This window comes from Pseudomonas sp. MWU13-2862, from assembly GCF_023242495.1.
GTDB lineage: Bacteria > Pseudomonadota > Gammaproteobacteria > Pseudomonadales > Pseudomonadaceae > Aquipseudomonas > Aquipseudomonas gingeri_D.
This window is the reverse complement of record NZ_JALMEZ010000001.1, coordinates 517,117-540,269: the sequence shown is the minus strand read 5'-3', so window position 1 is coordinate 540,269 and position 23,153 is coordinate 517,117. Positions and strand designations below refer to the sequence as shown.

Below are 23,153 nucleotides of genomic sequence, written 5' to 3'. Positions count from 1 at the left end.
CACATTCCAAGCGGATATTTGATGGCCGATGCTGCGCTCCCGAAGCCTGTTGCCATGATGCGACCCGATGCAAAAGTCGAAAAAGTTTACCTCTACCCCAAGCCGGTAGACTTCCGAAGGTCCATCGACGTCCTCGCTGCCCTGGTCGAACTGGATATCAAGGTGGCGGTATTCGACCCCGTGCTTTTCGTCTTCCTCAACAAGCCCGCAACCGAGTGAAGACTTGCTATTGGGAGCGCAACACGGCCATTGGGTTGGGCTAGGAGGTAGAGGCTATCGCCGTCGAAAAGCTTGTAGGTGTGGTCTGTAGGTTTGCCAGGCTGCAAGTTGCGTCGGAGAGTGGAGCTGTGGTGCGCGACATAAAGGTACTCCCTTTTATCGAAGTGACCTGTATCCAAACCTCTACCCTTAAAGCGTTTGGAGTCCACCAGTTTCTGACGGAAACCGATGGAGCGCCAAAACGAAGAAACCCGCCAGAAGGCGGGTTTTTCGGGAGGGCAGAGATTTTGAACGCCTTCTCTGGAGCCTTGGGTGGTGCGGCACCAGGAATCGACCCCGGGACCTACTGATTACAAGCGACTTGTCATTCGAGCGCCTGCCATTAAAGACTCATCGCCTCGAAAGACTGTTGCTGCCTGCGCGCGCGTGGTTGGCAGCTTCGCCAACACCCGCCCGCGACTGAAAAAAGCACGATGAGTCAATTCGCTATTCTCTACGAGGAATGCTTCACCAGACCGTATATCTAGATTATGATTGCGCCGCCGCCTGATCGTAATTACCTCATTTGGCAGCAAATGCCGCGTTGGGCCTCCCGTACTGGCACCAATTATTCCAAGCGTATTGCGAATACTAGAAAAGATGATTTTTATAAGAAATAACAAGCTTTTCTCCTGTTTATACTTGCTGGCGGTAATCATAACCATCGGTGCGGTGTACTCACTGGGCTTCGGGGAAGCGGCAAGTCAGATTGCGACCGCGCCCGAGCGCCTGAGAAGCTACACGTTCCCCATCTGGGAGCAACACGCTTTTTCGCAGCACGGTTTCCTCGTCTTTTATTCGATGGAGAACTACGCAAATAAGATCGCGTATTCCAACCACGCCACAGCTTATCTGTTCTACATGTATGCCCTCTATAAAGTAGAAATGTATGTGCATGCATTGCCAATGAGAGTGACAGGGGCTTTCCTGAACATCATTTCGCTGGCTGGTGTTACGTTCTTTTTTCTGTCCCGTCTGGTGGAAAAGCGCCTGGCATTCGGTCAGGGACTGCTGATTCTGTTATCGGTCGTATTCATGGTATCGATGCCTGGATTCTGGATTTCTTCGGCCAGATTCAATGTCGACAACACGTTCCCATTGATATTTGCGTTCCAAGCGATGGCTGCGTTCTTGATCTGGAGAAATCAGGAACGGTCCGGAACGGTCATGACAGTGATCGTGTGTTTTGCCGTGTTTTCTCCGATCTCGGCGGCGTTGCTAGGCGTCGCCTTGCTGGTTTGGGCATGCCGCAGCGACGGTCTCGACAGACGGATGTGTCGTCTGGCATTGGTGGCCCTTGTTGCGGCCGTTGCCTTCTATCTGCCGTCCCCACTGATATCGAAGGCACTGGGTTTCACCTCGTCCAACAGCGGGTGGCTGTTTCGCGCTGGCCTGGATGGTGACACCAGTTACTTCACCAACATCGTGAAGTCGATACTTGATCCGCAGTTCCCGCGGCCAATTCCGACCATTGCCGTGCCGATCCTGTTCCTGGTAGCCCAGTTGGCCTATTTCCGCATGATCAAACGGCGTGAACCTGCAGGCGTTGCGACGCCGGCGGAGACCTCCCCGTTGGCCGGCGTCCGCTTGTTCTACTACCTGCTTTTTTCGCAATACATGATGACCAGTCTGCTGTGGCCGCAGGCCATTGCCATTCATCCGTACCTGTATGACTACCTGCTGATGGCACCGGTTTTCGTCGCGATTGTTCTGAATTTTGCATTCAAACCTTCACCGGCTGCGTTGCGTTTCTGGGCACTGGCGCTCTTGTTCTGCATTTCCTTCCATCTCCAGCAGGTCGCACAGGCAAAATGCCAGGGGTGTTACTACCCGAGCGCCTGGGACGCGAGTGGCAAGCACCCATGAAGACCGTCGCCATTCTCCAGTCGAACTACATACCCTGGAAGGGTTATTTCGACATAATCGCTGCGGTCGATGAGTTCATCCTCTACGACGACATGCAGTTCACCAAGAACGACTGGCGCAATCGCAACCTGATCAAGACACCGCAAGGCGTCCAGTGGCTCAGCGTGCCTGTCGGACAAGGCATCAGTCGCCGCATTCGCGATGTCGAGCTGGCCCCTGCCTGGCAGGCCAAGCACTGGAAAACGTTGCAGAGCAACTATCGGCGAGCGCCTTTCTTCGACGAGATCGCTCAGTGGCTCGAGCCGCTCTATCTGGTGGAGACCCACACGGGGCTGTCGACGATGAACCGGAAGTTCATGGAAGCGATTTGCCGATACATCGGTATTGAAACCCGCATTACGAATTGCTGGGACTATATGCCTGCCGGCGACAAAACCCGGACTGCCCGCCTGGTGGACCTTTGTCAGCAGGCCGGTGCGACGCAATACTTGTCGGGACCGGCGGCAAAGGACTACATCGAGGCGCCGCTGTTCGACGATGCCTGCATTGCGCTGCAATGGGTCGATTACTCCGGCTTCCCCGAGTATCCGCAACTCTGGGGGGAATTCACCCATGGTGTCACCGTCCTGGATCTGCTGTTCAATTGCGGCAAGGACGCGCACCGTTACATGAGGCATGTCAAAACATGAAGTTGTCCGTCGTCGCCACGCTTTACCGCTCGGCCAAGTTCGTCGAGCAGTTCCATCTCCTTGCGAGCCAGGCGGCACAACAACTGGTCGGAGACGATTACGAGATCGTACTGGTCAACGACGGCTCGCCCGATTCAAGCCTGGAGCTGGCCGTCCAGTTGAGCGAAGCTGATCACCACGTGGTGGTCGTCGATCTATCGCGCAACTTCGGCCACCACAAGGCCATGATGACGGGCCTGCGACATGCCTGCGGTGAACGTGTCTTCCTGCTCGATAGTGATCTAGAGGAAGATCCGGCATGGTTGCTCTCGTTCAGCGAGCAAATGGAGCGCGAAAGGGCCGATGTGGTCTATGGTGTCCAGCAGCAGCGAAAAGGCAAGCACTTCGAGCGCTGGACCGGGCAGGTGTTCTACAAACTCTTCCGTTTCCTCAGCGGGCTGGATATGCCCGATAATATCGTCGTCGCCAGGCTGATGTCGCGCCGCTACGTGGACGCGTTGATTCAGCACGACGAACGCGAGTTGTTCATGGCGGGTCTGTGGGTCATCACTGGCTTCGATCAGCGTGCGCAGGCCATCGTCAAGCGCAGTCGTGACGAGACGACCTACACGCTGGGAAAGAAAGTGGCGCAACTGGTCAATTCGATTACTGCCTTCAGCAGTGCGCCGCTGGTAGGAATCTTCGGTGTGGGCTGCGCGATCTTCCTGCTGTCGGCCGCCTACACGAGCTTTCTCATCGTCAACTGGCTGCTCCTGGCGAACCCACCCAGCGGCTATACGTCGCTGATGGCTTCGATCTGGTTGCTCGGCGGCCTGATCATCGCATTCGTCGGGGTGGTCGGGATTTATCTCGCCAAGATTTATTCCGAAGTCAAACAGAGACCCTACACTATTGTCCGGAACGTCTACCATCAGGCTAAGGCGCGGAGCATCGAATGAAAAAACTCATTATTTTTGGTCTCACCGACGCCGCCGAGCTCGCACTCTATTATTTTTCCAGCGACTCCGGCTATCAGGTCGAGGCGTTTGCCGTCGATCCCGACTACATGCCGGCCGACAAGAGCTTCAAGGGATTTCCGGTGGTGGCATTCGATGAAGTCGCCCAGATCTACCCGCCAGACCGGTATGTCTTTTTCGTCGCGCTCGGCTATTCCAAGCTCAACCAGATCCGCAAGGAAAAATATCTGGCAGTCAAGGCGCTGGGCTACGAAATGGTCAGCTACATCAGTTCACGAGCCTCGTTGCTGACAGAGGATATCGGCGAGAACTGCTTCATCCTGGAAGACAATACCGTTCAGCCCTTCGTGCGCATCGGCAACAACGTGACCATGTGGAGCGGCAATCACGTCGGACATCATTCGCGTATCGAGGACCACTGTTTCTTGGCCTCGCACATCGTCGTATCCGGCCGTGTTACGATCGGGGAAAGCTGTTTTCTCGGCGTTAACGCGACCCTTCGCGATCACGTCACCATCGGCGAGAAATGCATCATCGGCGCCGGCGCCCTGATTCTTGGAGATGCCGCTGCCGAAGGCGTGTACGTCGGACAAGCCACCGAACGGTCGCGCGTGCCGAGTACCCGCGTCAGGAACATCTGAAGTACCTCATCATTGACTTGAAGAAATCTCATGTGGAAAAAACTAGGAAAGATATTCTGCGCAGAAGGGCAGAGCGACTGGTTGTATTCTCACGCGATGATTCCCATTGCTGAGCAGGTGGACGGCGACCTGTATCGCATCTATTTCTCATCGCGTGACAAGAATAATAGCGGACACGGCGGCTTCCTCGAGATCGACATGCAGGACCCGACCAAGGTCTTGCGCGTCAATCCGGATCCGGTCCTCGAACCCGGCGACCTCGGATGTTTCGACGACAGTGGCGCCTTGCCCAATTCGATCGTCAACGTCGGTGGCCGCAAGCTGCTGTACTACACCGGGATCAACCTGGGCGTGACGGTGAAGATCCGCAACTCCATCGGCTTGGCCGAATGGAACGAGGCCACCCAGCGTTTCGAGAAGCTGTTCCGCGGCCCCGTCATTGACCGCACCCGCGATCTTCCTCACTTCGTCGCCACCCCTGAGGTGCAGTTCGAGGCCGGACGATTCAGGGCCTGGTTCACCTCCTGTGTGCGATGGGAGCAAGGCCTTTTGGAAGCGAAGCACTTCTATCATCTCGAGTATGCTGAGTCCGCCGACGGGATCGAGTGGGAGCGCAACGGTACGGTTGCCATCGGGTTCCGTGACGAACACGAGTACGCCCTGGGTGTGCCGCGCGTGCTCAAGGATGCGGACATGTACCGGATGTGGTTCTGCTCCCGGGCCACGAAGGACTGCCCCACCTACCGGATCCGATACGCGACCTCGTCCGATGGCGTGCAATGGACGCGACACGATGAGCAGGTGGGAATCGACGTATCGGAATCGGGTTGGGATTCGGAGATGATCTGTTACCCGTTCGTCTTCGATCATGCCGGTCGACGCTACATGCTTTATAACGGCAACGGCTATGGCAAGACGGGTTTCGGGATTGCCGTCTGGGGAGATGAGTGATTCTAATGCAGCGCTGGCGGCCCGTGATCAGGCCGATTCTCCGTTACGCAGTCATCGGCATTGCCTGCAATGCCATCGGTTATTCGGCCTACCTGGCATTGACGTGGCTGGGCATCCCATTCAAGCTGGCCATGAGCTTCCTGTACGTGCTTGGCATATGCATCAGCTTCCTGGGCAACCGCAATTGGGCGTTCGAGCATCGCGGCAACGTCGTGGGGACGGCCTGGCGCTTCGGCCTGGCGCATGCAGCCGGCTATTTGCTTAATCTGGCCTTGCTGACGGTGTTTGTCGACAAGCTGGGGTATCCTCATCAGTGGGTCCAGGGCGCTGCCATTTTCATTGTAGGAGGTTTCTTGTTCGTCCTTTTCAAGCTATTCGTCTTTCGTCATGACCAACCGGATGGGAACCAGGCGTGAAGATCTGTTCTGAATGCGAGACGCCGTACGCCTCGGAGCAATGGGTGTGCGTCCAGTGTGGATATCAGGTGGCTCGAAAGAACGGTTTTGCCGCGTTTGCGCCAGAACTCGAGGACAAGCAGGAGGGCTTCAAGGCCGACTTCTACGAGACCTACGCGCATCTTGAAAGCGGCCATTTCTGGTTCCGGGCGCGTGGCAGGTTGATTACATGGGCACTGACGAAATATGCGCCGCGCATGCGTTCATTTCTGGAAATCGGGTGCGGTACCGGCTTCATTCTGAGTCGGGTCGCTGCGGCGTTTCCGAAGGCCAGGTTGCTTGGCAGTGAGATGTTCTCGACCGGGCTGAAGTTTGCCTCCTCTCGCTTGCCCGATGCGGAGTTCGTGCAGATGGATGCGCGCGATATCCCTTACATCGACGAGTTCGAAGTGATTGGCGCGTTCGATGTCATCGAGCACATCGAGGCGGATAGGGTGGTGCTCCAGCAGATGCACCGTGCCCTGAAGCCCGGGGGAATCATGCTGTTGACCGTGCCCCAGCATCAGTGGCTGTGGAGCCAGGTGGATGAATATTCCTGCCACGTGCGGCGCTACGATGCCGCCGACCTGCATCGCAAGATGGAAGAGGCAGGGTTTTCCGTCTTGCGCAGCACATCGTTCGTCTCGTTACTGCTGCCGGCGATGATGATTTCACGCGTCGCCAAGAAGCAACAGCGGGGCGATACGAGCGAGACCGCCGAATTAGTGGTACCCAAGGCGCTCAATGTGCTGTTTGGTTTCGTGATGTGGCTGGAGTGTTTGCTCATCAAAGTGGGAGTGAGTTTTCCGGTCGGTGCTTCCAGGCTGCTTGTCGTCCGGAAAAAGAGTGGATACCCCCCCCACTTCTCATAACGACGTGATGTCTAGTTCGATCGATTTAAATTTGCGTGCGAAGGCTCAAATGGCGGAAGACAAAACGATCCAGTTCAATCGCCCCTACATGACGGGGAAAGAACTTTATTACATCGCTGAAGCCAAGTTCGGCAATGTCCTCGCCGGCGATGGCCCGTTCACCAAGCGGTGTCACGAGTGGTTGACCGAACGTACCGGGTCGAGCAAGGCCTTGCTGACCCACTCATGCACGGCAGCGCTGGAAATGTCCGCGTTGTTGTTGGACATCCAGTCGGGCGACGAGGTCATCATGCCCTCGTTCACGTTCGTTTCCACGGCCAATGCTTTCGTTTTGCGCGGCGGCGTTCCCGTGTTCGTCGATATCCGTCCGGATACTTTGAACCTGGATGAGACGCTGATCGAGGCGGCCATCACGCCGCGCACCAAGGCAATCGTGCCGGTTCATTATGCGGGCGTGAGTTGTGAGATGGATACGATCATGGAGATCGCCCAGCGTCACAACCTGAAGGTGGTCGAGGATGCAGCGCAGGGGGTCATGGCCGCTTACAAGGGCCGGGCTCTGGGAAGTATCGGCGACTTTGGCGCCTTCAGCTTCCATGAGACCAAGAACGTCATTTCGGGCGAGGGCGGCGCATTGCTCGTCAATGATCCTGCGTATGTGTTGCGCGCAGAAATCATCCGCGAAAAAGGCACTGACCGTAGCCGTTTCTTCCGTGGCGAGGTCGACAAATACACTTGGCAGGAAGTCGGGTCGTCATTCCTTCCAGGGGACGTGACTGCTGCGTTTCTCTGGGCGCAGTTGGAAGAGGCCGAATACATCACGCAGGCGCGGCTTGTCATCTGGCAGCGGTATCACGAATTGCTGGCGCCGCTGGAAGCCAGCGGAGCACTGCGCCGGCCTATCGTGCCGACCGATTGCCGGCACAATGCACACATGTACTACGTGCTGCTGCCCGCAGGCGTGCCGCGACAAGCGGTGCTCGATGGCCTCAAGCGAGAGGGAATCAATTCGGTCTTCCATTACGTGCCCCTGCACTCCTCGCCGGCTGGCCAGCGTTACGGCCGTGTCCATGGCGCCATGGACAACACGGTGAACCTCTCGGAACGCTTGCTGCGACTGCCGCTGTGGGTAGGTATGTCGATCGAGCAGCAGGAACGTGTGGTGGAGGTCTTGCGGGACGAACTGTGTCGCTGATCCGACAAGCACTCTTGCCTGTGTTCGGCGCGATCCCGAGTCCGAGCTTTATCGCAGCAGCTTTCTGCTCGGCGCGTTCTTTGTAACCAAGAAGGCCAAGCACTCGGCCAGTGTGCGTGCTTGTCCCGTGGAAACCGCCTCGGGCATGTTGGTGCATCGTGTGATTGAAGGGCAGGCCAGCGATACGACTGACTGCCTGGTGGATTTGTGACACGAGTGGTCATTTCAAGTAGAGCAAATCACAATCGTATCCACCGAAAGCGAGCGCTTTCCAAGTCTTCCGGATAGAAGTATGGGGGGACTACACAAATCTCTACATAGTTCGATCACCCAAGAGTTCAAACATCGATGGACCAGCCACCTCGACTAGGTAAGCCGGCTGCTGAACGGGCCGTCCCCAATCACTCCCCCGTGATGTCGTGCTTGAAAATCACCCCGTGAACCCAGCTATGGATTCAACTGCTCCCGAGTGGACCGCAATCCAAAGCCAATTGCAGTCACTCCGGCGTCGTTCGGGCTGAGCCATGGATACCTCCTTCCAAAATGCATCCTCCTTTTGAGGGGTTAAGGATGCACCATGACTTTCCGAGACTGAACACCTAGTGTCCTGAATAGCTAATTCGTTAATTTATTTATTGTCGTGCTCAGCTTTGCCCTCTGTACTGCGTATTTCGCTCATCGTGACCGGTCATTTCGCTAACAACGTGACCGATTCCTGCCCCCCATTGCGCGGGGTCTAAATTCTAACCGCATCGGTCACGATGCAGCCTCTTCTTCCGTCTTTTGACGTCGTAGCGACTCGCCTTTCATCACCACTCGGTACGTACTGTGCACCAGTCGATCCAACAAGGCATCGGCTACCGTCGGGTCGTTGATCCAGCCGTGCCAGTGCTCGACCGGCAGCTGGCTGGTCAGTACCGTTGACCGCGAGCCGGCGCGGTCATCGATCACTTCCAGCAGGTCATGCCGAGCGTTTTCCTCCAGCGGCGCCGGGGCCCAGTCGTCCAAAATCAGCACGTCGACCTTCGCCAGTTGCTGCAACGTACGGCCGAAGCTGCCGTCGCCGTGGGCGATCCGCAGTTGCTCCAGAAGGCGCGGCGTGCGCAGGTACAGCGTGCTGTAGCCCTGACGGCAGGCCTGATTGCCCAGCGCGCAGGCGAGCCAGGTTTTGCCGACGCCAGTTGGACCGGTCAGCAACAGGTTGTGCTGTTGACGGATCCAGTCGCCGCTGGCCAAGGTGGCTATCTGGCGCTCGTCCAGGCCTCTACCTCGGCGGCGGTCGAGGTCTTCAAGGCAGGCTCCGGCGTATTTGAGCTTGGCTTGTTTGCGCAGCCGCTCCAGGCGTTTGTTGTCGCGCCAGGCCAGTTCGCGGTCAAGCAGCAGGCCGAGCCGATCATCAAAGCTCAGGCTGTGGCAGGCCGGCAGTGTCCATTGCTCTTCCAGGGCCTTGGCCATGCCGCTCAGGCGCAGTTGGTGCAACTGGTTAAGTGTGTGTTGGGGCATCATTGAACAGCTCCTTTTGGGTGTAATAGTCGGCGCCACGCACGTTCTCGTGGTCGGCGGGTGGTGTGGCGGAACGGGCCTTGGGCAGCGGCTGCTGGTCGAGCCCTTGCTTGAGTAGGTTGCGCACGGTGCGGCTGTTGAGCGCGCGCAGTTGCACGGCGCGATGGGCCGCCGCTTCAAGGCGTTCGTTGCTGTACTGGCGGGCCAGCGAGAGCTGGCCCAGGCAGGAGCGGTAGCCCATTTCCGGATGCGGTTTGTGGGTCAGTTGGTGTTCAACGATCAGCCGCCCTTGCGGGCCGATCCGCTCGCCCCAGTCGAGCAGGCGCTGAGGTGTCCAGTCGCGATGGGCCTTGTGCGACGCCGGCATGTGTTCGCTCTGGGTGCTGTAGGCACCGCGTCGTTGCAGCAACAGGTGGCTGGCGACCCGCTGGTGGCCATGCAGGATTTCAACGGTATGCGCGCCCACTCGGGCGTCGACGCTTTGTCGCTCAAGGGCTGAGGGCACGCTGTAGAAGGCCCCGTTCACTTCGACGTGGTAGTCGATGTTGACCTTGCAGCGTTTGAAGGTCACGACCTCGTAGGGATGTGCCGGTAACGGTTTCAGCGCCGGCTGATCGAGTTGCTCGAACCAGTCCCGTCGGCATCCGTCGAGCTTTTTGAACGGGCGTCGGTTCAAGTCTTCCAGCAGGCCGGCGATGGCCTGATTAAGGGCATGCAGGCTGAAACCGCTGATGCCGCAGCCGCGCCATGATCCAGCGCTCGACCACTTGCACCGCGACCTCGGCCTTGGCTTTGTCCTGCGGCTTGCGTGGGCGCGCCAGGAGCATGATGGCGCCGTAGTGCCGGGCACACTCCAGTGCCGCGCGGTTCAGGCCCGGCTCGTAACGGTCAGGCCGGGCAACCAGGGCACGCGGGTTGTCCGGGACGATCATTTCGTGGACGCCGCCGAAGTAGCTGAGGGCCTGGCTCAACGCGGTCAGCCAGTCCACTTGGGCCTCGCCCGGCGTGGCACAGGCGTAGGTGTAGTTCGAGGCTCCGAGGGCGGCGACGAAGATGTGCGTCTCGCGGATCTCGCCGGTGGCGGCGTCGATCACCGGCAGCGCGGGCACGGCGTAGTCGATGAACAGCTTTTCGCCCGCGCGGTGCTGCTGGCGCATCGAACGTTTGAGGGGACGGGCGTAGCTGCGGTAGTGCTCGACGAATTGGGTGTAGCGGCAGGTCGGCCGGTCGGGGTGAGCGGCGGTGTATTCCTCCCACAGCAGTTGCAGTGTCACGCCCTTGCGGCGCAGTTCGCGGTGCCGGGTGATCACGTCGGGTAGCACCCGGGCGCCAGGTGTGTGGACGATCTTGGCGGCGGGTATCAGGGCGGCGCCGAGCGCCGCCTCATTAAGCAAAGCCAGCGCCGGCCAGCCCTTGCCGGTGTCACGAGCGGCCTTGATGTATTTGCTGACCACGCCTTTGGACAGCTGTAAGGCACGGGCGATCTTCTCGTGGGACAGGTCGGCCTCGAACTTGAGGCGCAGGCATTCTTTAATATTACGCATGGCTACTCGCTGCGCCGCCATCCTTCGACTCCCCGAAATGGGGCGCAGCGTGGCGGTGGGTCAGGTCATGCGCAATGAGGTGCAGGGTATTTCGCTAACAACGTGACCGCTCATTTCGGCTAGGGCGTGACCGGCTGTTTCGGAACAGGCGCAAATCGGTCACGTTGTTAGCGAAATGAGCGGTCACGCCTTAGCGAAAGGGGCGGTTACGATGTACCGAAACGGGCGGTCACGATGGGCCGAAATACGCACTGTACCGAACTGATGATGGCCTCTGCCGTTTTGTTCCATTTAAATGGCTTGGCCGAGTGCTCGTTATGAGCCTCGATAAATTGACGGATTGCCGCTTTCAAATCGGCCACGCTGGTGAACGCTCCCCGGTACAGCACTCGCCTTTCCAGTTGCGCGAACCAGCCCTCTACAGCGTTCAGCCAGAACGCGCTGGTCGGAGTGGAGTGCAACTTGAAACATGGATGCTTTTCCAGCCACTGCTTGATGGCCGCCGTTTTGTGGGTCGAACTGTTGTCCAGAATCACATGCAGATCCAATCCGGCCAGCGTGGTGCGGTCGATCTGTTGCAGAAAAGCCAGAAACTCCCTGGCCCGATGACGTTGGGTAATCCGGCCAATCACCTGACCCGTCATGATGTTGAAAGCCGCGTACAGACTGGCGGTTCCATGACGCTTGTAATCGTGCGTGCGACGTTCGATTTGACCTGGGCGCAGCAGTAAGATCTGCTGAGTGCGATCCAACGCCTGAATCTGGGTTTTCTCATCCACCGACAGCACCAAAGCATTATCCGGCGGGTTCAGATAGCGCCCGACCACATCGACCACCTTATCGGCGAAATGGGGATCGTTGCTGATTTTAAAGGTCTTCAGGCGATGAGGTTCGAGGTCGGCAGCCGGCCAGACCCGTTGAACCTGCCAAGTGCTGACCCGTGCGTACTTGGCCATCAAACGAAGGCTCCAGTGAGTAGCCGTGGTCTGAGCGGCTCATATCCTGTAACGGACACACTTTTGACAGCGCCATCGCATCGCCTAAGTTTGGGAGGCAGCTTCGGAAAAGCTGCTTCAACCAACGATGTCATGGAGTGTCACTTATGCGTACAAGCTTTCTCTCTTCCCTCGTGTTCACCCTGCTGCTGGGTATCACCGGTGTGGTCAATGCGGCGCCGACCGCGACCGCCAAGGCCGATCCGGCAGCGCCCGCTTCAAGCCAGACTGCCGCAACGGCCAAGCCCGGCAAGCTCAACCTCAACACCGCCGATGCCCAAACCATCCAGCACGAACTCTCCGGTATAGGCGAAGCCAAAGCCCAGGCCATTGTCGCCTATCGTGAGGTGAATGGCCCATTCTCGTCGGTGGATGAGTTGCTCGAAGTCAAAGGCATCGGCAAGTCGCTGCTCGACAAAAATCGCGACAAGCTCGATATCAACTGAATACGCTCCGGCGGGAGAAGAGGCCTTTCCAGTGATCGGCCTCTTCTCAGGGCGTAAAGCGGCGTTTTACTCCACCTGATCCTTCAAGTGTGCTCTCGTTACCGCCAATATCTTTTGCGCCAGGGTCTCGTCCTCGGCACTTCGGGATAACACCAGGGCTCCCACCAGCGTCGCCAGCATGACAATGCTCTGATCCTGCGCGTCCGGCCCTGACCCCAGTGCGTCTTCGACCTGCCTGAGCCGCGACTCGATCACTGTATCTGTCGTCGGGCTCGGCTCCCCTCGCTGTCCCAGCTCCAGGCACATGGTCGGCAGCGGGCAGCCGTGATCGGGGGTGGTCAGGTGCCACTCGGACAGATAGCTGTCGATAAAGGCTTGCAACGGCTTGTCCTGGCTGAACAGCGTATCGCAATGCACATCCAGTTCGGCCGCCGCTTCCTGCAACGCCTTCTCCACCAGCTCATCCTTGGATTTGAAGTGCGCGTAGAAGCCACCATGGGTCAGCCCCAGCGCCTTCATCAAAGGTTGCAGGCCGGTCGCGCCAATACCGTCACGTCGGAAGCGTGCGGCGGCCTCCCGGATGATGCGTTCGTGGGTCTGGGCTTTGTGGTCTTGTGAATACCGCATGGCGGGCTCTCCGAATCGTTAAGCCATGATAACCGTGACATGTAGGCGATTTGTCATGTTTTTTCAAGGGCGCATACCGCTAATGGGGAAAAGTCGAAACCAAGGATCTGGCATGAATAGTGATTACCCATTGCTCTACGATTGTTGAACAATCCAAGGCGATGATCATGAGTACACAACTGTCCCTGGCCGACCAGATTACCCTGGAGCTGCGCGCCGACATCATCGGCGGTCGCCTGCTACCGGGCATGCCGCTGGTCGAGAACGATCTGGTCAATACCTACAACGCCTCGCGCAACACGATTCGCGAGGCGCTCCATCGGCTCGGCCAGGAAGGCCTGGCACGTTACGTCCGGAACAAGGGCGTGATGGTGCGCCGCCTCGGCGTCGAGGAGGTACGCGATCTGTTCCAAGTGCGCCGCACCCTGGAGCTGCAGGCCATCGCCCTGAGCAAACCCCTGCGCGAATACCAGTCCGACCGCATGCTCGAGTCCATCGAGGCCGCCGAGTTGGCTCGCGAGCGCGAGGATTGGCGGGCCCTGGGCACCCACAGCCTGGCGTTTCATCAACATATCGTCGGCTTGATGCGCAGTCCGCTGTTCGACGAGTTTTTTACCAATATCGTTGCGCAGTTGCGCCTGGTGTTTTGTTCGGCGCCCGATGAGCAGCGTTTCCAAGCGCCCTGGCTGGCGCGTGATCGTTATATCCACGACCTGCTTGCCGAAGGTGACAAGCACGCCGCCGGAGAGGCGATGAGCCTGTACCTCGACGATTCCGAGCAGATGCTGCTCGACTTTTTAAGCCGTCCTTCCCATCACTGATCGAGGATCTTGACCATGTACAAAGACTATCCCGCCGCCTATCAGGTCAGCAAAGGGTCGGCCTTGCAGGTGGACACCGCGTTCTACGAGCGTATTCGCGAGGAAAAAGACGCTCGTACGCTGATCGAGCAGTTCGAAGTACCGATCCGTACCGGACGGGCCTGGAAGGTGCCGGCCGGCCATGTGTTCCGGGTGACCACGCCGGTTGGCCCGCAGGTCGGTGATTTCAACGTCTGGAATGCCAACGACCCGCGCGAGCGCCTCTGGGCGGCACGGACCCGTCAGTTGCAAGGCGCTCACGTCAGTACCCATGACCGGCTCTGGTCGAACCTGCCGTTCCTGCGTCCGCTGGTCACCATCACCGACGACAGCCTGGCCGGTTACGGGATCGACGAGCATGGCGGGCGTCTGCACGATCTGTTGGGTACGCGCTGTGACCCCTATGTGAATCGGATGCTGACGGGGGAAGACTTCCATCATCACTGTCACTCGAACCTGACCCGCGCAGTGCTGCCCCATGGCTTGACCGAGTTCGATGTCCACGACGTGTTGAACATCTTCCAGTGCACCGGGCTCAATCACGACGACATGTATTTCATGAAGGCCTGCCCGGCGCAGAAGGGCGATTACCTGGAGTTTTTCGCTGAAATCGATCTGCTGTGTGCGCTGTCCACCTGCCCGGGCGGTGATCTTTCGCTGCCGATGTGGGGCCCTGAAGCCCAGGACCCGCTCAGCGTCTGTCGCCCGTTGGGGGTGGAGGTCTATCGGTTGGAGCCGTCACTGCTCGAAGGTTGGAGTTCGCCTGAGCGAGCCGCCTATAAAGGCCTGCATGGCTTGCATATCGCCAAGGCGGACTGGGAGAAATAACCAGAGGGAATGGACGATCAGCGATCCTTGGCGTCCTGGGCGTCCATCTCTGCGTTTCGTTCCTGGACGCGCCGACGCTGTTCGTCAGTCAGTTCCACTTTGTTTGCGGTGTCGCGCAACATCATCAGTCCACCGACGATGGAGCCGATGGCGACGACGATGATCAGCCAGGCATACCAGGGCATAAGGTTCTCCTAGATGGGCCGTTTGCGGATGAGCATTTCATCCGCAAGGTCGGCCCTTACCACTTCGAGTCAAAAGATTTCTCGGTGGTTCCATTGTAAGCCCGATCGGTCCGAATAGCCCTTAAAGCCCGGTCAGCATCGCATCGGCCGGCGCCGCGGCACGCGATTGCCCGGTCAACAGGAAGTAGAGGAAGCCCGCGGCCATGAAACCGAGGAAGATCAGGCCGATCAGGGTGTTGAACCAGGCCATCGCGATCAGGCACACCACCGCCAGCACCAGCGCGATCCCCGGCACGATCGGATAACCCGGTGCGCGGAAGCTGCGTTCCAGATTGGGTTCGGTTTTACGCAGTTTGAACAGACTGAGCATGCTGATGATGTACATCACGATGGCGCCGAATACCGACATGGTGATCATCGCCGCCGTCAGGCTCATGCCCTGCAGGTTGATCAGGCCGTCGCTGTAGATCGCCGCGATGCCGATCAGGCCGCCGGCAATGATGGCTCGGTGCGGGGTCTGGAAGCGTGACAGCTTGGCCAGGTAGGCGGGCAGGTAACCGGCCCGGGCCAGGGCAAAGAACTGCCGCGAGTAGCCGAGGATGATCCCGTGGAAGCTCGCCACCAGGCCGAACAGGCCGATCCACACCAGCATATGCATCCAGCTGGAGTTGCTGCCCACCACCGCTTTCATTGCCTGGGGCAACGGGTCGTTGATGTTCGACAGCTGGCGCCAGTCGCCGACGCCGCCGGCCATCACCATCACGCCGAGGGCGAGGAACACCAGGGTCAGGATACCGCCGACGTAGGCTTTGGGAATGGTGCGCTTGGGGTCCTTGGCTTCTTCGGCGGCCATGGCCGCGCCTTCGATGGCGAGGAAGAACCAGATCGCAAAGGGGATCGCGGCGAAGATGCCGGGGATCGAGTCGATGCTGAAAGTGCTCGAGCCGGACCAGCCGTTGAGCACGAAATTGCTGAAGCTGAAGCCCGGCGCGACCACGCCCATGAACACCAGCAACTCGGCCACCGCGAGCACCGTCACCACCAGTTCGAAGGTGGCGGCAATGCTGACGCCGAGGATATTCAGGCCCATGAACACCACATAGGCGCCGACGGCGGCCAGGCGCGGGTCTAGGTCCGGGTACTGGACATTGAGGTAGGCGCCGATGGCCATGGCAATGGCCGGCGGGGCGAAGACAAATTCGATCAGGGTGGCGATCCCTGCGATCAGCCCACCACGTTCACCGAAGGCCCGGCGGCTGTAGGCAAAAGGCCCGCCGGCATGGGGAATCGCGGTGGTCAGTTCGGTGAAGCTGAAGATGAAGCAGGTGTACATGGTCGCCACCAGCAAGGTGGTGATGAGAAAGCCCAGGGTGCCGGCGGTCCCCCAACCATAGCTCCAGCCAAAATACTCCCCGGAGATCACCAGTCCGACCGCGATGCCCCATAGGTGCAGTGTGCCCAGCGTGGGCTTGAGTTGTGTGTTCATACGTTTTCTCCCTGAACGGTTTGGATACTGCTCGGGGCGGGTAAGTGCAGTGGACGTGCCAGTCGCCAGGATCGCGTCGTTATCTGCGAAAAGCTGTCGTATCGAGGACGTTTCGCCGATGTTCGCCAAGGTTACGACTTGCTTTGGTGCGAGCTCGGGCATTTATGGCGCATCGGGACTAGATTTACCGATCACCGGGTCCCGGTCCGCCCCGGGTTCCGCTACAATGCGCGCCGATTTCGACTTGCCAGAGAGCCCGCCCATGTCCGCCTGCCAGACGCCTATTATCGTCGCCCTGGATTTCCCCTCCCGTGACGCCGCCCTGAAGCTGGCCGATCAACTGGACCCGAAACTGTGCCGGGTCAAGGTCGGCAAGGAGCTGTTCACCAGTTGCGCGGCGGAAATTGTCGGCACCCTGCGTGACAAGGGCTTCGAGGTGTTCCTCGACCTGAAATTCCACGATATCCCCAACACCACGGCCATGGCGGTCAAGGCAGCGGCGGAGATGGGTGTGTGGATGGTCAATGTGCATTGCTCCGGCGGCCTGCGCATGATGGCGGCGTGCCGTGAGGTGCTGGATCAGCGCAGCGGCCCGCAGCCGTTGCTGATCGGCGTGACCGTGCTGACGAGCATGGAGCGCGAGGACCTGGCCGGTATCGGCCTGGATGTCGATCCGCAGGTGCAGGTATTGCGTCTGGCGGCGTTGGCGGAAAAGGCCGGGATGGATGGCCTGGTGTGCTCGGCCCTGGAAGCCACGGCGCTCAAGAGTGCCCATCCGGGCTTGCAACTGGTGACTCCGGGGATTCGTCCTGCGGGCAGCGCCCAGGACGATCAGCGTCGTATCCTGACCCCACGTCAGGCCCTGGATGCCGGTTCCGATTATCTGGTGATCGGTCGCCCGATCAGCCAGGCGGCCGATCCGGCCCAGGCGTTGGCGGCGGTAGTGGCCGAACTGGCCTGATAAGGTCTTATCGCGAGCAACCGGCGCATGCCCGATTGCTCGCGATGCGTTCTACCTGAGACGGCCCGGCTTTAAACCTTCAACACCAGCTTGCCGAAATTCTCCCCGCTGAACAGCTTCATCAGCGTTTCCGGAAAGGTCTCCAGGCCTTCGACGATATCTTCCTTGCTCTTGAGCTGGCCCTTGGCGATCCAGCCGGCCATTTCCTGTCCGGCCGCGGCGAAACGACTGGCGTAGTCCATCACCACGAAGCCTTCCATGCGGGCGCGATTGACCAGCAGCGCCAGATAATTGGCCGGGCCTTTCACCGCTTCCTTGTTGTTGTACTGGCTGATGGCGCCGCAGATCACCACGCGCGCCTTGAAGTTCAGGCGAGTGAGCACTGTGTCGAGAATATCGCCGCCGACGTTGTCGAAATACACGTCCACGCCTTTCGGACATTCACGTTTCAGGCCGGCGCCCACATCCTCGCTCTTGTAGTCGATGGCCCCGTCGAAGCCCAGTTCGTCGATCAGGAACCGGCACTTCTCGGCGCCGCCGGCAATCCCCACCACCCGGCAACCCTTGAGCTTGGCAATCTGCCCGGCAATGCTGCCGACCGCGCCGGCCGCACCGGAGATCACCACGGTTTCGCCGTCTTTCGGCGCGCCGACATCCAGGAGGGCGAAATAGGCGGTCATACCGGTCATGCCCAGGGCGGACAGGTAGCGCGGCAGCGGCGCCAGTGTCGGGTCGACCTTGTAGAAGCCCTTCGGCTCACCGAGGAAATAATCCTGCACCCCCAGGGCGCCGTTGACATGGTCGCCGACGGCAAAGCCCGGATGGTTGGACGCCACGACTTTGCCGACACCCAGGGCGCGCATCACCTCGCCGATACCCACCGGCGGGATGTAGGACTTGCCCTCGTTCATCCAGCCGCGCATGGCCGGGTCCAGGGACAGGTATTCGTTCTTGACCAGGATCTGGCCCGCTCCCGGCTCGCCCACCGGCACTTGCTGGTAGGTGAAGGTCTCGCGGGTCGCAGGGCCGACCGGGCGCTTGGCCAGCAGGAATTGGCGATTGTTCTGGGTGGTCATGGCAGGCACTCGAAGATCAATGAAGTCTTGTTGATAGACCCTCATCGTGCAGACAGCAAGTTTTGCAGGCAAGGCGAATAGGGCGTGATCCACTTCAATGATGAAAGGCCCCATAACCTTATCACCGCAATGCATAAGCCATTAACCGGGCTTCTGATAGTGCTGCCGCGACGGTTGCCGCGCTGGCTAGACTGAGAGCACAGCAGCCCATTCGTATTGCATTGAGGACATAACCATGAGCATGACGTTTTCCGGCCAGGTAGCCCTGGTGACCGGCGCAGCGGCCGGCATTGGCCGTGCGACCGCCCAGGCGTTTGCCGCCGAAGGCCTGAAGGTGGTCGTTGCCGACCTCGACGTTACCGGCGGTGAGGGCACGGTCGAGCTGATCCGCGCCGCGGGCGGCGATGCCGTGTTCGTGCGTTGCAATGTCACCCAGGAAGCCGATGTGCAAAACCTCATGGCCCAAGCGGTGAACGCCTATGGGCGGGTTGACTACGCCTTCAATAATGCCGGTATCGAGATCGAGAAAGGCAAGCTGGCCGACGGCACCCTGGATGAGTTCGACGCGATCATGGGCGTCAATGTCAAAGGCGTCTGGTTGTGCATGAAGTACCAGTTGCCGCTGATGCTGGCCCAGGGTGGTGGCGCGATCGTCAACACCGCCTCGGTGGCGGGCCTGGGCGCGGCACCGAAGATGAGCATCTACGCGGCCTCCAAGCACGCCGTCATCGGCCTGACCAAGTCGGCGGCCATCGAGTACGCGAAGAAGAAAATCCGCGTCAATGCCGTCTGCCCGGCAGTGATCGATACCGATATGTTCCGTCGTGCCTATGAGGCCGATCCGAAGAAAGCCGAGTTCGCCGCGGCCATGCATCCGGTCGGGCGCATCGGCAAGGTCGAGGAGATAGCCAGCGCGGTGCTTTATCTGTGCAGCGACGGTGCCGCCTTTACCACCGGTCACGCCCTGGCCGTGGACGGCGGAGCCACCGCGATTTGAGTTGTCGCACGCTTCGCCCCGGTTCGTAGCCCCTTTGCAAGGAACCCGTCTAATGGCGGGTTTTTTTATGTCCGCCGGTGTTGGAAATCCGGTCGGTACATTCGCCCTCGCGCGTCAGTCGGTGTCTTCAGGGCCCGGCGGGCGGGCCTTCCAGGGCGGGGGGAAGAGGCTTTTTGTGCAAGCAAGACCCCCGGGCTTTTGTGTTTAACTGTTTAACGAGAAATAACAATGGGTTGGAGCGTCAAACAGAATGGATTTGGAAATTGATCGGCAGGCGCTGGTCCCCGTCGTGCAGCAAATCGTCAACGCCGTGATCGAGTGGATCCGCTGCCAGCGCGCGGGCCCCGGGACTCGCCTGCCATCGGTTCGGCAGTTGGCCAAGGACAACTCCCTCAGCCAGGCGAATGTCCTCGAAGCTTGCCAGCGCCTGGTGGCGCAGGGCGTGCTGACACCGCGCAACGGCTCGGCCTTTATTGTCTCGGATGCCCACGGTGATGCCGGCGACAACGGCGAGCGGCAGTGGTACGAAGGCTTGGAGGCGGAGTGGGGGGCCTTCAGCGAGCACCCTCTGGGCGAGTTGAAGCTGGGCTGCGGTTGGGTGCCCGAAAGCTGGCGCGAGAGCGATGATATCGCCTATGCCATTCGCCAGGTCAGTCGTACGCAGATGCACGGGATGTTCAGCTACAGCACGCCCCAGGGGCTGCTGGCGTTGCGTCAACAGATCCAGAAGCGCCTGACGCAAAAGGGCATCGCCTGCGCACCCGAGCAGATACTGACAACCCATGGCGTCACCCAGGCGCTGGACCTGCTGGTGCGTCACCTGCTCAAGCCGGGTGACTGCGTCCTGGTGGAAACACCAGGCTACGCCAATCTGTACAAACTGCTCGCGCTGCAAGGAGTCAAGTTGCTGGAGGTGGAGCGTACGCAGTCCGGTCCGGACATGGAGCAGTTATCCAGGCTGTTGCAGCAGTACCGACCGCGTTGCCTGTTTATCAACAGCCTCTACCATAATCCGACCGGTTCCAGCCTGACCCTGGCGGTGGCCACGCAGTTGTTGCAGTTGGCCCAGGCCCATGACTTCCTGATTGTCGAAGACGCTATCTACAGCGATCTGCAAAGCGGGCCCGGCGTACAACTGGCCGCGTTGGACAGTGCCCAGCGGGTGATCTACGTGGGCGGTTTTTCGAAAACCCTGAGCAGTTCATTGCGGGTCGGATTCGTCCGTGCCCGAAGCGAACTGATCCAGCGCCTGGCGCAAGTGAAGATGATCACCAGCCTCGGCGCCTCGCGTTTTGCCGAGTGTGTGGTTGCCATGCTGCTGGCCAATGGCACCTATCGCAAGCTGGTGCAACGGCTACGCCAGCGCCTGAGCGTGGAGCGGGTCACCACCCTGGACACCTTGGAGAGGGCGGGCTGGGAAGTGTTCACCGAGCCCGCCGGCGGCATGTTCATCTGGGCCCGCAGCCCGGGCTACCCTTTGGCGCAAGTCCTGGCCCGGGCACGCAAGCTGGGGGTGCTGCTGGCTCCGGGCGACGCCTTTATGCCGCAAGGTAAAAACAGTGACTGGCTGAGGATAAATGTGGCCTATGCTTCGGATCTGCGCGCGCAGAAGTTCTTCCGTCTGTTGGGCGGCGCCGAATCGACCTCGACCATCCTGAAAGCGACGCGGATGTAGCTTTTGGCCATTATTCCGGCGCCAAAGGCTTGTGCTTTACCCATCCCGATTGCGAATCTGCATGAATCTTGAATGGGCGTGTGCACCTTCAGCATTCTAATCGGGGATTAAGCGCCATGATTTCTGCCGTGCAAGGACGTTTCGCCAATCTCGGTATGGCCAAGAAATTGGGTATCGGGTTTGCCTTGGTATTGCTGCTGACCGGTCTGGTGGCGGCGATCGGTGTCTGGTCCTTGCAAACCATCAGCTTGCGCTTCGATGGGCTCAAGCAGATGTCTTCGCTCAACAGCCAATTGCTCCGGGTGCGTTTGCTGGAGCAGGAATATGCGCTGCGTTCGGATCCCAAGACCGTCGATGCCCTGCATCAGGGCGTTGACGGCCTGTTGGCGCAGGCGCAGGTCCTCAAGGCGCAATCGGCGGCCAACGTGCCGGTCATGACCGACGTCGAGCAGGCCCTGGGTGCCTACCGCAAGGCGTTCGACGAATTCGTCGAACTGACCCAGACCAAGGACCTGGCGCTGGAAATGGCCAGTTGGTCGGTGTCCAGCGTGGCCAACAACCTGGATGTGCTCCAGGCCGGTTTGTCCGATGACGGTACCTATGCGCTCAAGGATTCCCAGGGCAAGGACGGCAAGGATTTTGTCGAGCAGGCCGGCCAGGTCAGCCATGTCTCGCAGTTGATGTTGCAGGCGATGAACGAGGCCCGGGTGCGCCTCGACCAGAGCCGCAAAGGCAATGAAGAGAACCAGAGCAAGGGCAAGATCGAGCAGGCCGACCAGGCCCTGGCCCAAGTGGAGGAACTCAAGACCTCAGTCAAGGACCCGGGCTATCAGACGGTGCTGACCGAGGTCAGTGGCCATATCGCCAGCTTCAGTGACAAGCTCACCGAATACACCGGCCTGCTGGAGCAGGAAAAAAAGGTTTACCAACAGTTGCATGAGCGCGCGGCCCAGGTGGTGGAGCGGGTCAACCAGGCCTATGCCGCCGAAGACCAGTCGATGCAGGCCGAACTGAAGAAGAACTCGCTGCTGATCATCGGCTCGTCGGCCCTGGCCTTGCTGGTCGGGCTGGTGGCGGCGCTGGTGATTACCCGTCTGATCGTTGCGCCGTTGCGCAGTGTGATCCTGGTAGCTCAGCAGATTGCCGCCGGTGACCTGACCGGTAAGGTGGAAGTCAGGCGTCGCGACGAAATCGGTCAACTGATGCAGGCCATGCAGCAGATGGGCGCGGGCTTGAGCAGCATCGTCAGCGGCCTGCAGGCCGGGATCGAGCAACTGGCGACCTCGGCGCATTCATTGTCGGCGGTTACCGAGCAGACCAATCTGGAAGTCAGTAGCCAGAAGGAAGAAACCGAGCAGGTCGCCACCGCGATGAACCAGATGACGGCCACGGTGCACGATGTCGCACGCAATGCCGAAGAGGCCGCCCAGGCGGCGCAGACCGCCGACGACAAGGTCGACAGCGGCCAGCAGGTGGTGCGCCAGAGCATGCAGCGGATCGAGCAACTGGCGGATTCGGCCAGTTCGGCGAGCCAGAGTATCGAAAGCCTCAGCGCGGAAATCCAGAATATCGGCACGGTGCTCGGGGTGATCAAGAGCGTGGCCGAGCAGACCAACCTGCTGGCCCTCAACGCGGCCATCGAGGCGGCCCGGGCCGGCGAGCAGGGCCGTGGTTTTGCCGTGGTGGCCGATGAAGTCCGGGCCCTGGCCAAGCGTACCCAACAGTCCACCGAAGAGATCGAACGCCTGGTCAGTGCCCTGCGCACGGCCGCGCAGGCCTCGGTGCATCAGATCCAGAGCAGTGGCGAGCTGGTCAAGCTGGCGGTCAGCGATGCCTTGCAGACCGAGAGCGCGCTGGGCAGTATCGCCGCGGCGGTGTCGCTGATCCAGCAGATGAACCAGCAGATTGCAGCGGCGGCCGAGGAGCAGAGCTCGGTGGCCGAAGAAATCAACCGCAGCGTGACCAGCATCCGCGCCAGTGCCGATCAGTCTGCGCTGGCGATGCAGGGCAACGCGGCGTCAAGCATCGAGTTGGCACAGCTGGGGATGGAATTGAAGGGGATGGTCGGGCATTTCCGGATCTGATCCTTCAGGCCCGGTTGAATGCGT

The 23,153-nt window shown here is 59.8% G+C and carries 21 protein-coding genes and 2 pseudogenes; 16 read left to right on the top strand and 7 right to left on the bottom strand.

Annotated elements, in window-relative coordinates; all coding sequences use genetic code 11:
• The first annotated feature begins 21 nt into the window (after positions 1 to 21).
• The 9 genes from tnpB (at position 22) to rffA (ending at position 7,862) form a co-directional block, all read left to right on the top strand.
• Entirely contained in the window at positions 22 to 219 is a 198-nt protein-coding gene (gene tnpB / locus M5C56_RS02505) for an IS66 family insertion sequence element accessory protein TnpB (RefSeq protein WP_247263007.1), read from the top strand.
• A 534-nt stretch (positions 220 to 753) separates the two neighbouring features.
• Positions 754 to 2,124, top strand: a complete 1,371-nt coding sequence (locus M5C56_RS02500; protein WP_247263006.1) for a hypothetical protein — start codon at positions 754 to 756, stop codon at positions 2,122 to 2,124.
• Positions 2,121 to 2,813, top strand: a complete 693-nt coding sequence (locus M5C56_RS02495) for a WbqC family protein (RefSeq protein WP_103495877.1) — start codon at positions 2,121 to 2,123, stop codon at positions 2,811 to 2,813. The genes M5C56_RS02500 and M5C56_RS02495 overlap by 4 nt, the downstream gene beginning before the upstream one ends.
• Positions 2,810 to 3,751: a glycosyltransferase family 2 protein gene (locus M5C56_RS02490; RefSeq protein WP_103495876.1), complete on the top strand. Its 942-nt coding sequence runs from the start codon at positions 2,810 to 2,812 to the stop codon at positions 3,749 to 3,751. The genes M5C56_RS02495 and M5C56_RS02490 overlap by 4 nt, the downstream gene beginning before the upstream one ends.
• Positions 3,748 to 4,410 carry an acetyltransferase gene (locus M5C56_RS02485; protein WP_103495875.1) on the top strand — a complete coding sequence of 221 codons (663 nt, stop codon included), beginning with the start codon at positions 3,748 to 3,750 and terminating at the stop codon, positions 4,408 to 4,410. The genes M5C56_RS02490 and M5C56_RS02485 overlap by 4 nt, the downstream gene beginning before the upstream one ends.
• Positions 4,411 to 4,440: 30 nt before the next feature.
• The gene (locus tag M5C56_RS02480) at positions 4,441 to 5,361 is read left to right on the top strand and encodes a hypothetical protein (protein ID WP_103495874.1); all 921 of its coding nucleotides are present in this window, start codon (positions 4,441 to 4,443) and stop codon (positions 5,359 to 5,361) included.
• A 5-nt stretch (positions 5,362 to 5,366) separates the two neighbouring features.
• Complete coding sequence (locus tag M5C56_RS02475; RefSeq protein ID WP_103495873.1) at positions 5,367 to 5,777, top strand: GtrA family protein; 411 nt, start codon at positions 5,367 to 5,369, stop codon at positions 5,775 to 5,777.
• On the top strand, positions 5,774 to 6,667 hold the full coding sequence (locus tag M5C56_RS02470; RefSeq protein ID WP_103495872.1) for a class I SAM-dependent methyltransferase: 894 nt from the start codon (positions 5,774 to 5,776) through the stop codon (positions 6,665 to 6,667). Before M5C56_RS02475 ends, M5C56_RS02470 begins: the two co-directional genes overlap by 4 nt.
• 49 nt (positions 6,668 to 6,716) lie before the next feature.
• Positions 6,717 to 7,862 carry a dTDP-4-amino-4,6-dideoxygalactose transaminase gene (gene rffA, locus M5C56_RS02465; RefSeq protein ID WP_103495871.1) on the top strand — a complete coding sequence of 382 codons (1,146 nt, stop codon included), beginning with the start codon at positions 6,717 to 6,719 and terminating at the stop codon, positions 7,860 to 7,862.
• 756 nt (positions 7,863 to 8,618) lie between these two features.
• On the opposite strand, the gene istB is transcribed toward rffA, so the two are convergent.
• The 3 genes and pseudogenes from istB to M5C56_RS02450 form a co-directional block, all read right to left on the bottom strand.
• A complete protein-coding gene (istB, locus tag M5C56_RS02460; protein WP_103495870.1) occupies positions 8,619 to 9,368 on the bottom strand; it encodes an IS21-like element helper ATPase IstB in 750 nt (249 codons plus the stop codon).
• A gap of 19 nt (positions 9,369 to 9,387) precedes the next feature.
• Positions 9,388 to 10,930: pseudogene (gene istA, locus M5C56_RS02455) on the bottom strand (IS21 family transposase); the annotation flags it as partial.
• A 185-nt stretch (positions 10,931 to 11,115) separates the two neighbouring features.
• A pseudogene (locus tag M5C56_RS02450) lies at positions 11,116 to 11,889 on the bottom strand (IS630 family transposase); the annotation flags it as partial.
• 122 nt (positions 11,890 to 12,011) lie between these two features.
• Here M5C56_RS02450 and M5C56_RS02445 point away from each other — a divergent pair.
• Positions 12,012 to 12,350, top strand: a complete 339-nt coding sequence (locus tag M5C56_RS02445; RefSeq protein ID WP_103495869.1) for a ComEA family DNA-binding protein — start codon at positions 12,012 to 12,014, stop codon at positions 12,348 to 12,350.
• A gap of 66 nt (positions 12,351 to 12,416) precedes the next feature.
• On the opposite strand, the gene M5C56_RS02440 is transcribed toward M5C56_RS02445, so the two are convergent.
• Positions 12,417 to 12,977 (bottom strand): TetR/AcrR family transcriptional regulator, encoded by a 561-nt coding sequence (locus M5C56_RS02440; protein WP_103495868.1) that lies wholly within the window; start codon positions 12,975 to 12,977, stop codon positions 12,417 to 12,419.
• Between the two features lie 167 nt (positions 12,978 to 13,144).
• On the opposite strand from M5C56_RS02440, the gene M5C56_RS02435 reads away from it, so the two are divergent.
• Positions 13,145 to 13,798 carry a GntR family transcriptional regulator gene (locus M5C56_RS02435; protein WP_100939111.1) on the top strand — a complete coding sequence of 218 codons (654 nt, stop codon included), beginning with the start codon at positions 13,145 to 13,147 and terminating at the stop codon, positions 13,796 to 13,798.
• Positions 13,799 to 13,813: 15 nt separating this feature from the next.
• The gene (locus M5C56_RS02430; RefSeq protein WP_103495867.1) at positions 13,814 to 14,665 is read left to right on the top strand and encodes a DUF1989 domain-containing protein; all 852 of its coding nucleotides are present in this window, start codon (positions 13,814 to 13,816) and stop codon (positions 14,663 to 14,665) included.
• 17 nt (positions 14,666 to 14,682) lie between these two features.
• On the opposite strand, the gene M5C56_RS02425 is transcribed toward M5C56_RS02430, so the two are convergent.
• Positions 14,683 to 14,850, bottom strand: coding sequence for a DUF2897 family protein (locus M5C56_RS02425; RefSeq protein ID WP_103495866.1), 168 nt, complete (start codon positions 14,848 to 14,850; stop codon positions 14,683 to 14,685).
• 121 nt (positions 14,851 to 14,971) lie between these two features.
• Positions 14,972 to 16,336: an ethanolamine permease gene (gene eat, locus M5C56_RS02420; RefSeq protein ID WP_247263005.1), complete on the bottom strand. Its 1,365-nt coding sequence runs from the start codon at positions 16,334 to 16,336 to the stop codon at positions 14,972 to 14,974.
• Between the two features lie 262 nt (positions 16,337 to 16,598).
• On the opposite strand from eat, the gene pyrF reads away from it, so the two are divergent.
• Entirely contained in the window at positions 16,599 to 17,297 is a 699-nt protein-coding gene (pyrF, locus tag M5C56_RS02415) for an orotidine-5'-phosphate decarboxylase (RefSeq protein WP_177145861.1), read from the top strand.
• A gap of 71 nt (positions 17,298 to 17,368) precedes the next feature.
• On the opposite strand, the gene M5C56_RS02410 is transcribed toward pyrF, so the two are convergent.
• Positions 17,369 to 18,373 (bottom strand): NADP-dependent oxidoreductase, encoded by a 1,005-nt coding sequence (locus M5C56_RS02410; protein WP_103497383.1) that lies wholly within the window; start codon positions 18,371 to 18,373, stop codon positions 17,369 to 17,371.
• Positions 18,374 to 18,608: 235 nt separating this feature from the next.
• On the opposite strand from M5C56_RS02410, the gene M5C56_RS02405 reads away from it, so the two are divergent.
• The 3 genes from M5C56_RS02405 (at position 18,609) to M5C56_RS02395 (ending at position 23,129) form a co-directional block, all read left to right on the top strand.
• Entirely contained in the window at positions 18,609 to 19,370 is a 762-nt protein-coding gene (locus tag M5C56_RS02405) for an SDR family oxidoreductase (RefSeq protein ID WP_103497384.1), read from the top strand.
• A gap of 250 nt (positions 19,371 to 19,620) precedes the next feature.
• Positions 19,621 to 21,045, top strand: a complete 1,425-nt coding sequence (locus M5C56_RS02400; RefSeq protein ID WP_103497385.1) for a PLP-dependent aminotransferase family protein — start codon at positions 19,621 to 19,623, stop codon at positions 21,043 to 21,045.
• A gap of 116 nt (positions 21,046 to 21,161) precedes the next feature.
• Positions 21,162 to 23,129 (top strand): methyl-accepting chemotaxis protein, encoded by a 1,968-nt coding sequence (locus M5C56_RS02395; protein ID WP_103497386.1) that lies wholly within the window; start codon positions 21,162 to 21,164, stop codon positions 23,127 to 23,129.
• Positions 23,130 to 23,153: the final 24 nt, after the last annotated feature.

What these genes read in the sequence shown, in the direction of transcription:
- tnpB (WP_247263007.1), top strand. Translation starts at nt 22, where the DNA reads ATGGCCGATGCTGCGCTCCCGAAGCCTGTTGCCATGATGCGACCCGAT.
- M5C56_RS02495 (WP_103495877.1), top strand. Translation starts at nt 2,121, where the DNA reads ATGAAGACCGTCGCCATTCTCCAGTCGAACTACATACCCTGGAAGGGT.
- M5C56_RS02490 (WP_103495876.1), top strand. Translation starts at nt 2,810, where the DNA reads ATGAAGTTGTCCGTCGTCGCCACGCTTTACCGCTCGGCCAAGTTCGTC.
- M5C56_RS02485 (WP_103495875.1), top strand. Translation starts at nt 3,748, where the DNA reads ATGAAAAAACTCATTATTTTTGGTCTCACCGACGCCGCCGAGCTCGCA.
- M5C56_RS02480 (WP_103495874.1), top strand. Translation starts at nt 4,441, where the DNA reads ATGTGGAAAAAACTAGGAAAGATATTCTGCGCAGAAGGGCAGAGCGAC.
- M5C56_RS02475 (WP_103495873.1), top strand. Translation starts at nt 5,367, where the DNA reads ATGCAGCGCTGGCGGCCCGTGATCAGGCCGATTCTCCGTTACGCAGTC.
- rffA (WP_103495871.1), top strand. Translation starts at nt 6,717, where the DNA reads ATGGCGGAAGACAAAACGATCCAGTTCAATCGCCCCTACATGACGGGG.
- istB (WP_103495870.1), bottom strand. Translation starts at nt 9,368, where the DNA reads ATGATGCCCCAACACACACTTAACCAGTTGCACCAACTGCGCCTGAGC.
- M5C56_RS02445 (WP_103495869.1), top strand. Translation starts at nt 12,012, where the DNA reads ATGCGTACAAGCTTTCTCTCTTCCCTCGTGTTCACCCTGCTGCTGGGT.
- M5C56_RS02440 (WP_103495868.1), bottom strand. Translation starts at nt 12,977, where the DNA reads ATGCGGTATTCACAAGACCACAAAGCCCAGACCCACGAACGCATCATC.
- M5C56_RS02435 (WP_100939111.1), top strand. Translation starts at nt 13,145, where the DNA reads ATGAGTACACAACTGTCCCTGGCCGACCAGATTACCCTGGAGCTGCGC.
- M5C56_RS02430 (WP_103495867.1), top strand. Translation starts at nt 13,814, where the DNA reads ATGTACAAAGACTATCCCGCCGCCTATCAGGTCAGCAAAGGGTCGGCC.
- M5C56_RS02425 (WP_103495866.1), bottom strand. Translation starts at nt 14,850, where the DNA reads ATGCCCTGGTATGCCTGGCTGATCATCGTCGTCGCCATCGGCTCCATC.
- eat (WP_247263005.1), bottom strand. Translation starts at nt 16,336, where the DNA reads ATGAACACACAACTCAAGCCCACGCTGGGCACACTGCACCTATGGGGC.
- pyrF (WP_177145861.1), top strand. Translation starts at nt 16,599, where the DNA reads ATGTCCGCCTGCCAGACGCCTATTATCGTCGCCCTGGATTTCCCCTCC.
- M5C56_RS02410 (WP_103497383.1), bottom strand. Translation starts at nt 18,373, where the DNA reads ATGACCACCCAGAACAATCGCCAATTCCTGCTGGCCAAGCGCCCGGTC.
- M5C56_RS02405 (WP_103497384.1), top strand. Translation starts at nt 18,609, where the DNA reads ATGAGCATGACGTTTTCCGGCCAGGTAGCCCTGGTGACCGGCGCAGCG.
- M5C56_RS02400 (WP_103497385.1), top strand. Translation starts at nt 19,621, where the DNA reads ATGGATTTGGAAATTGATCGGCAGGCGCTGGTCCCCGTCGTGCAGCAA.
- M5C56_RS02395 (WP_103497386.1), top strand. Translation starts at nt 21,162, where the DNA reads ATGATTTCTGCCGTGCAAGGACGTTTCGCCAATCTCGGTATGGCCAAG.